General features: G+C 53.3%; 4 protein-coding genes. 1 reads left to right on the top strand and 3 read right to left on the bottom strand.

The genetic code is table 11. The annotated features are described in order from the left end of the window. Positions 1 to 46 precede the first annotated feature (46 nt). Entirely contained in the window at positions 47 to 775 is a 729-nt protein-coding gene (locus ACE4YL_RS03960) for a Uma2 family endonuclease (RefSeq protein WP_461369263.1), read from the bottom strand. A gap of 256 nt (positions 776 to 1,031) precedes the next feature. Between ACE4YL_RS03960 and ACE4YL_RS03955 the strand changes: the two genes are divergently transcribed. Beyond that, positions 1,032 to 2,057 (top strand): class II glutamine amidotransferase, encoded by a 1,026-nt coding sequence (locus ACE4YL_RS03955; RefSeq protein ID WP_461369262.1) that lies wholly within the window; start codon positions 1,032 to 1,034, stop codon positions 2,055 to 2,057. Between the two features lie 135 nt (positions 2,058 to 2,192). On the opposite strand, the gene ACE4YL_RS03950 is transcribed toward ACE4YL_RS03955, so the two are convergent. Together ACE4YL_RS03950 and ACE4YL_RS03945 are read right to left on the bottom strand one after the other, a co-directional pair. Then, on the bottom strand, positions 2,193 to 2,840 hold the full coding sequence (locus ACE4YL_RS03950) for a Dph6-related ATP pyrophosphatase (protein ID WP_461369264.1): 648 nt from the start codon (positions 2,838 to 2,840) through the stop codon (positions 2,193 to 2,195). Positions 2,841 to 2,876: 36 nt separating this feature from the next. Continuing rightward, positions 2,877 to 4,023 (bottom strand): hypothetical protein (locus tag ACE4YL_RS03945; protein ID WP_461369261.1); only part of this gene is annotated, 1,147 nt, incomplete at its 5' end.

The following is a 4,023-nucleotide window of genomic DNA, read 5'->3' as shown; positions in this document are numbered from 1 at the left end:
TTGAGCGCCTGCCATTGCGCTGCGAGTAAAAACATTATTAAACACCTTAAATGAAAATCCGGGCCAGTTCTACCGACAGCCCTTTAAAGTGGAAGGATTCGGCGCAATCAGGTTTCCGGTAAGTGGCGCTGTTGACAATGTCTTTTTCCTGAAAGAGGTAAACAATTACCTCTTCGTTAAACGGATTTACAATCCAGTATTCCGTGACACCGCAAGACATGTAGAGATCCAGTTTTTTAACCATGTCTTTGCTGCGTGTTCCTTCAGATAATACTTCCACGACAAGGGTGGGCACACCCCTGTAATAATCGTCATCATCCAGCTTTTCCTCAAGGTCGCAGATCACCATGAGATCGGGCTGAACCACATTGATATCTTTCTCGTGCCTTCTCAGGGTGATGTCATACGGAGCTACCAGCGGCCGGCACTCTTTCCCCTGGAACCAGTTATGAAAAATAACAAGGAGCTCGGTTAAAACAACCTGGTGTACGGTTTTTGGCGAGGCGAGATAATATATTTCCCCGTCAATATATTCGTAGCGATCCTCGCTATGCCGGGTTAGCTCCAGGAATTCCTCGTATGTTGCCTTTCTGCCGCCGTACCACCCGTACTTGGTCAGGTTTTCAGATACTTTCTCCTCCCCCGCGGCGTCGTCCTCAACAGCCGTCAATTTTGCTATGACCATGCCGTTGCGGGTTATGATTACATCCTCTTTCGCGGCCAGCATGAGGTACTTGCCGAAGTTGTTTTGCACTTCCGTTGAACTGACAATCATCGCCGCACCTCCCATGCTATTAGCTAATATAGCTAATGGCATTATATTCCACAAATGATGCCGCGTCAAGGAGGCAATTCCTAATTTACAGCGTTCAAAAAGCCCTTGCAATAAGCTGACATTAAATACGGGTAAGTAGTGCTACTGAATAATAAAAATCCCATTTTTATTACGCAATTGATGCAATTGACTGCTTTTTGGGTAAATAATATTATAGATGCATGGTAGGAGCCACGGAGAGAGGTGCAAATGAATAATGTGTGAGCTATTGGGAATGGCATTTAACGAAACAGTTCAACCCAACTTTTCTTTCAGGGGTTTTATACACCGGGGTTCTGCCAACCCTGATGGGTGGGGCATTGCTTACTATCCAAATGGCGAGTATGCAGCCCAGGTAATCAAAGAGCCGCTACAATCGAACCACAGTTCCTTCGCTGCTTTTTTAAAAGACAATAAAGGAATCCGCTCCCGGATCTTTATTTCCCATGTTCGCCTGGCAACATCTTCTGTCTGCTATACCAATACGCATCCCTTTTCCAGGGTGCTAGGAAACAGAGAATATGTATTTGCCCACAATGGCCATTTGAGCGGCAATTACAGGGATTTGCTGGCTGCCGGCAGGTGGAACTCCATGGGGACAACGGATTCCGAATATGCTTTCTGTCATCTAATGCATATTATTGAAAATCGGGTACTTGAATGGAACGAGGAAAGCTTCAGCCTCCTGGAAAACAGCATGCGCGAAATCAATCGATTCGGCAATTTCAACTGCCTCCTTTCTGACGGGGAGCGCTTATTTTGCTACAGGGACTTAAATGGATACAAGGGTCTGTATTTTACAAAACGCGAAGCTCCCTTTTCAAGCGTAAAACTCGTAGATGAAGACTATGAAATAGACTTATCCGAGGAAAAAGCGCCTTCGCAAAAGGGATTTATTATTGCCACTCGCCCCTTGACCGATGAGCAATGGGAAGAACTGGAGCCTGGCCGGCTGACGGTTATAGATAAAGGTACACTGGTCTTTCCTAATAAAGAAAGGGAGCAGCAGGAGCAACTCATTCGCATCCTGCGGTTCATCAGAACCGCGCCCCATAGGGTATCCATAGAGGAGATTGGCAGCAATATGGGCCTCACAGCAGCTAAAATGAAGCCATTAATCCGGCAACTGCGCGACGACGGTTTTATTCGGCAAGATCGCAGGGATACCGTAGAACCTTTTAGTCCGGCTGCAACTTATTATACCGTGCCGGGCAAGCGCACAGAAATCGACTCGCTCATTTAAATTGCTATTCGATTAGAAAGCTCAATAGATATTTTCTAGAACTTCTTGGTGAAAGCCGCTGGCGGTTCTTTGACACTCAAGAAGTCAGGCAGTTTACAAAAGGGCTAAAGACACTCTTGACTGAAGCGAATTGATTTAGGGGAACTGAAGAAGGCGTAGGTCAATGGCGGCATGGGTGCCGAATTCGATCACCCGACCCCGTTCTATGGTAAGCGGGGAAGAAAAAATGGGCCCGTCATAGACAAAGGTGTGGTATTCGCCGTTCTCGCCGCAGGGGTCGGCGCCGCAGGCGGCAATCTCCTCCACCAGGGCACGGCTTAAGGTGGCCCCCAGCAGCTTTGGGTCGACCTTGCTCTTATCGACGCACTTGATCACGGCCTTGAATCCCAGATCGATCACTTCTTCCACCAGCGCCAATCTATCTTCCTGCCAGAGCGGGAAGACAGCTTCCAGACCTGCCGCCGCGCACCGCTCGCTGCTCCACTGGCGGTGCCCTTCAATATCGATATCGCCGAAGACGGCGGCGCCGGCGCCAGCCTCTTTGGCCCGAACCAGGGCGGTCTCCATCGCGGCGGCGTAGTCCTTGCCCTCGCACTCACCGCAGAGAAGCGGAATCCGCAACGAGCGGGAAACCGCCTCCAGGAGAGGCTTGTCCACCCCGTGAAACCAGGACCGGTCCTGTTCCCGGTTTACCATCACCAGCAGCCCAACCGGCTGGTGGTCCTGCTGCAGCATGCGGTAAAGCGCCAGGGCGCTGTCCTTGCCGCAGCTGTAGGAGATCACGAATTTCAAATGTTCCCCTTCTCTCTCCTGATCTTTTTACACTCTTCCCGCTCTGCTGCGGCGCCGCGGGCGGGCCTGGTTGCGCCGCCGCCTAACAGCCAGGATAAGCAGGCCGGGCAGAAGGAGCGCGGGTAGAGCGGTCCACTCCCAGGGGAAGCGGGCCCGCACGTCGCGTCCGCTCAGCAGTTCCGTTTCAAACAAGACCGTGCCGTCCAGGGTATAGGTGACCCGGCCGATCACCTCTCCTTCCGCCAGGGGGGCTTTCAGCGCTTCCCCGGAGAGCAAGCGGCTTTCCCAATTAACAGTTTTTCCGATGCGCGGGATATCTTCCACGGGCAGTATGTCGCTGAAACCGGAGGCGGCAAGCGCCGGGATCTCCGCCGCCTCTCCCCTGGCCTGCCCGGTCAAGGCGGCCGTAACCACGGCCTCCCCCTCTTCCACTACGCGGTAGAGCCGGAAGTGGTCAAAACCGTAATCGAAGAGCGATGCGGCCTCCTGGAAGCGGCTCTCCGTGGTGCTTTTCAGCAGGACGGCAATCAGCTCCAGGTCCCCGTCCGCAGCCGTGGCCACCAGGGTCCCGCCCGCCTCGGGCGTATGGCCGGTTTTTAAACCCGTGGCCCGGGAATAATAGTGAGGCAAATCCGGATGCAGCAGCCAGTTGGTATTGAACCATTTCAGGGTAACCGGGCTGCCGTCGCGCAATACGGCTGCTTGATGGGCCCTGGAGCCGGCCGCTTTCCTGATCAAGTCTTTATTCAGCGCCTCCCGGGCGATCAGGGCCAGGTCGTAGGCGGTAGTATAATGATCGGGATCATGATACCCATCAGGGTTGGCAAAGTGCGTGTGCAGTGCGCCCAGCTCCCGGGCCCGGTCATTCATCAACCCGGTAAAATAGTCAAGGGCTTCCTGGACCGGCATTTCCGGCCGGCTACAGGCCTGCCTGGCGGCATAGACAGCGGCGGCGTAAGCGGCTTCATTCCCCGAGGGGAGCATTATGGCGTAGAGCAAGTCCTTGACACTAATGCGGTCGCCCAAAGTTAAACCGGAGGTGCTGCTGTCCGGCCCGACCAGAAACACTTCTTCCCCCACAGTGACCATCTCATCCGGCGAGGTATGCTCGAGGAGCAGCAGCGCGGTCATGATCTTGGTAGTACTCGCCGGGTAGAAACGCTCCCCGGAGTTT

Source organism: Candidatus Darwinibacter acetoxidans (genome assembly GCF_041936445.1).
Taxonomy (GTDB): Bacteria; Bacillota; Limnochordia; order Darwinibacteriales; family Darwinibacteriaceae; genus DTU010.
Note: the sequence above shows the minus strand (reverse complement) of the source record. Positions and strands in the feature narration are given on the sequence as shown.